Origin of the sequence: Pseudoalteromonas sp., from assembly GCF_041613455.1 — a bacterium.
GTDB lineage: Bacteria > Pseudomonadota > Gammaproteobacteria > Enterobacterales > Alteromonadaceae > Pseudoalteromonas.
Genome location: NZ_JBFJHD010000310.1, coordinates 1 through 2,754 on the forward strand (window position 1 = coordinate 1; position 2,754 = coordinate 2,754).

Annotated in this window: 3 protein-coding genes; 2 read left to right on the plus strand and 1 reads right to left on the minus strand. The window is 44.1% G+C overall.

All coding sequences use genetic code 11. The annotated features are described in order from the left end of the window. A partial coding sequence (locus ABYB02_RS16385; protein WP_372763439.1) for a DUF3334 family protein occupies nucleotides 1-645 on the minus strand: 645 nt, incomplete at its 3' end. A gap of 117 nt (nucleotides 646-762) precedes the next feature. Between ABYB02_RS16385 and cmoA the strand changes: the two genes are divergently transcribed. After that, a complete protein-coding gene (gene cmoA, locus ABYB02_RS16390) occupies nucleotides 763-1,488 on the plus strand; it encodes a carboxy-S-adenosyl-L-methionine synthase CmoA (RefSeq protein ID WP_372763440.1) in 726 nt (241 codons plus the stop codon). A 12-nt stretch (nucleotides 1,489-1,500) separates the two neighbouring features. Then, the gene (cmoB, locus tag ABYB02_RS16395; protein ID WP_372763441.1) at nucleotides 1,501-2,469 is read left to right on the plus strand and encodes a tRNA 5-methoxyuridine(34)/uridine 5-oxyacetic acid(34) synthase CmoB; all 969 of its coding nucleotides are present in this window, start codon (nucleotides 1,501-1,503) and stop codon (nucleotides 2,467-2,469) included. Nucleotides 2,470-2,754 lie beyond the last annotated feature (285 nt).

Genomic DNA, 2,754 nt, shown 5'->3' on the forward strand with positions numbered 1-2,754 from the left:
AACCCCCTCTACGCTAGCCGCTTTTGCTCTGGCGGCTTGTTGTTTTGCTTCATTTTCGATGATGTCATCTGGATCGATTGCTTCACTGATATCAAAGTCATGTAATTTAATAAACTCGGTTTTATCCATCGCCAGCTCTAAATAAAATATCTGGTGTTTACTGGTGGTAAACGTTACGCGGCGTGCCTGCGGTCTATCCATGGCAGTATCAACCGATATTTGCACTTGCTTGTTAATGGCCATCATTTTCGGCTGATTTTGGGTAATTGAAGTATGCAGTTGTTCGCGCACTTTAGAGGTGAAATCACCAACAATTTGATTCATTAATTCGCCCAACACATTTGACACGTCATCTGATAAGTGGCTCTGCGCAATTTCATTTTCGGGCATCCCCATATTGCGCATATAATCGCCATACACTTCCATGGCCGCTTGTGCGGTAAAGTTAGTAATAACTAACCCAGTAAACCCGCCATCAAACAGTACAAAACAGCCGATATCGGGGCGCATGCAGGTGCGGGTGATTTTTTGTACCATAGGCGAGTGAGTGATGCGGTTACCAGCGGCAGATGTCAGTACACTGGTCACTGAGTGACACAAGGTTGCGAGTATATCGTCGGTACTGATGACTTTACTTTTGCTCATTTAATGATCTCTTTTATACTTATTTTTCATTATTCTAGCCAAGCTACTGAATTTATCACTGACTATCCAGCATAAAATGGTAAAATGCGGCTATTATTTTTCAAAGAGACTGGCTTCGTGACTATTAAAGACAGTATTTACGCCTCTGAACAACAAGTTAAAGATTTTAGTTTTGACCAAAGCGTGGTCGAAGTGTTTCCCGATATGATTCAACGCTCCGTCCCAGGCTACGCCACGATAGTCAGTACTATGGGCAAACTGGCGGGCGAATATGCACAAAGTAACTCTAACTTGTATGATTTAGGCTGTTCGCTTGGCGCCGTAACGTTAAGTATGCGCCGTAATATTCGCACTGATAACTGCCATATTATTGCGGTAGATAACTCACAAGCCATGGTTGAGCGTTGCAAGCTGCATTTGCAAGGCTTTAAGTCTGAGGTCCCCGTTACTGTCACATTAGGTGATATTAACGAGTTAGAGATTCAAAATGCATCGGTCGTTGCGATGAACTTTACCTTACAGTTTATTCCGCCGGCCCAGCGCCAAGCCGTGCTTGCAAAGATATACGCTAACTTAAAGCCCGGTGGTGTATTACTGCTAAGTGAAAAAATAAAAGCGGAAAATGCGCAATGCGATAATTTATTAATTGATCTGCATCACGACTTTAAACGTCACAATGGTTATTCGGAGCTGGAAATCAGCCAAAAGCGCACCGCCATTGAAAACGTTATGCGCCCCGACACACTCAGCACGCACTTTAACCGCTTGCAGGAAATTGGCTTTAGTCAAACGCAAGTGTGGTATCAATGTTTTAACTTTTGCTCAATGGTAGCAATTAAATAAAGAGAGTGACTCATGTCTCAATGGTTTAACCAATTTTACGCCGCTATTGCCCAAAGCCCACTCAGCCACTGGCTTGAAACCTTGCCAAGCCAGTTAAAGCATTGGCAAAATGAAGCCAGCCATGGTGATTTACCCCAATGGCAAAAAGTGCTGAAAAACCTGCCCCAAGTAACAACACAATATGTTGATATTGCCACGCAGGTAAAAATAGGCCAACCAGGCGAAATGAGTGACGGTGAGCAAAAACAAACGACACATTTACTAAAGCGGATGATGCCATGGCGAAAAGGCCCCTTTTCGGTGCACGGCATAGAAATAGACACCGAGTGGCGCAGTGATTGGAAGTGGGATCGCCTGCTACCGCACATTGAGCCATTAAAAGGACGTACCGTGCTCGATATCGGCTGTGGCTCTGGCTATCACTTATGGCGCATGCGTGGCGAAGGCGCGCAATTTGTCGTTGGCATTGACCCTTCTGATTTATTTTTGTGTCAATTTCAGGCGATTAAACACTTTAATCCTGACGAAAACGTGCATTTATTACCGCTTGGTGTCGAAGCTCTGCCCGAACTCAAAGCGTTTGATACGGTATTTTCCATGGGGGTACTTTATCATCGTCGCTCGCCAATTGATTTTTTAGCGCAATTAAAAGCACAACTGCGCCCGGGTGGTGAGTTAGTGCTAGAAACGTTAGTGATTGAAGGAGATAAGCACACTGTATTGGTGCCCACCGATCGCTATGCAAAAATGCGTAACGTGTGGTTTATTCCAAGTACGGCGGCATTAAAGCTGTGGATGGAACGCGTTGGTTTTAAAGAGGTACAAGTGAAAGATTGTGCAATAACCAGCTTAGATGAGCAACGCAAAACCGCTTGGATGGAAAATGAATCGCTAGTCGACTTTTTAGACCCTAACGACACCAGCAAAACCATTGAAGGTTACCCTGCCCCATTACGCGCTATTTTAACCGCTAAAGCCTAGCGCTAAGCGCACTATACACATCGATTAAAAACGCCTGCGGGCGTTTTTTTGTTTATTTAGCCAGCAATTAGCGGACAACTGTCCTGTTAATTATTTCAATACTATATTTACGCTAGCCGCGGTTACGCAATTGTTGTAAAATATGCGCGTTTCTAAGCAACCCAAAACAACTATTTTGAGGAAAACCTGTGAGCGAACAAAAACAGTCTCTAAGCTATAAAGACGCGGGCGTAGATATCGACGCTGGTAATGCACTTGTTGAGCGTATTAAAGGCGTAGTTAAAA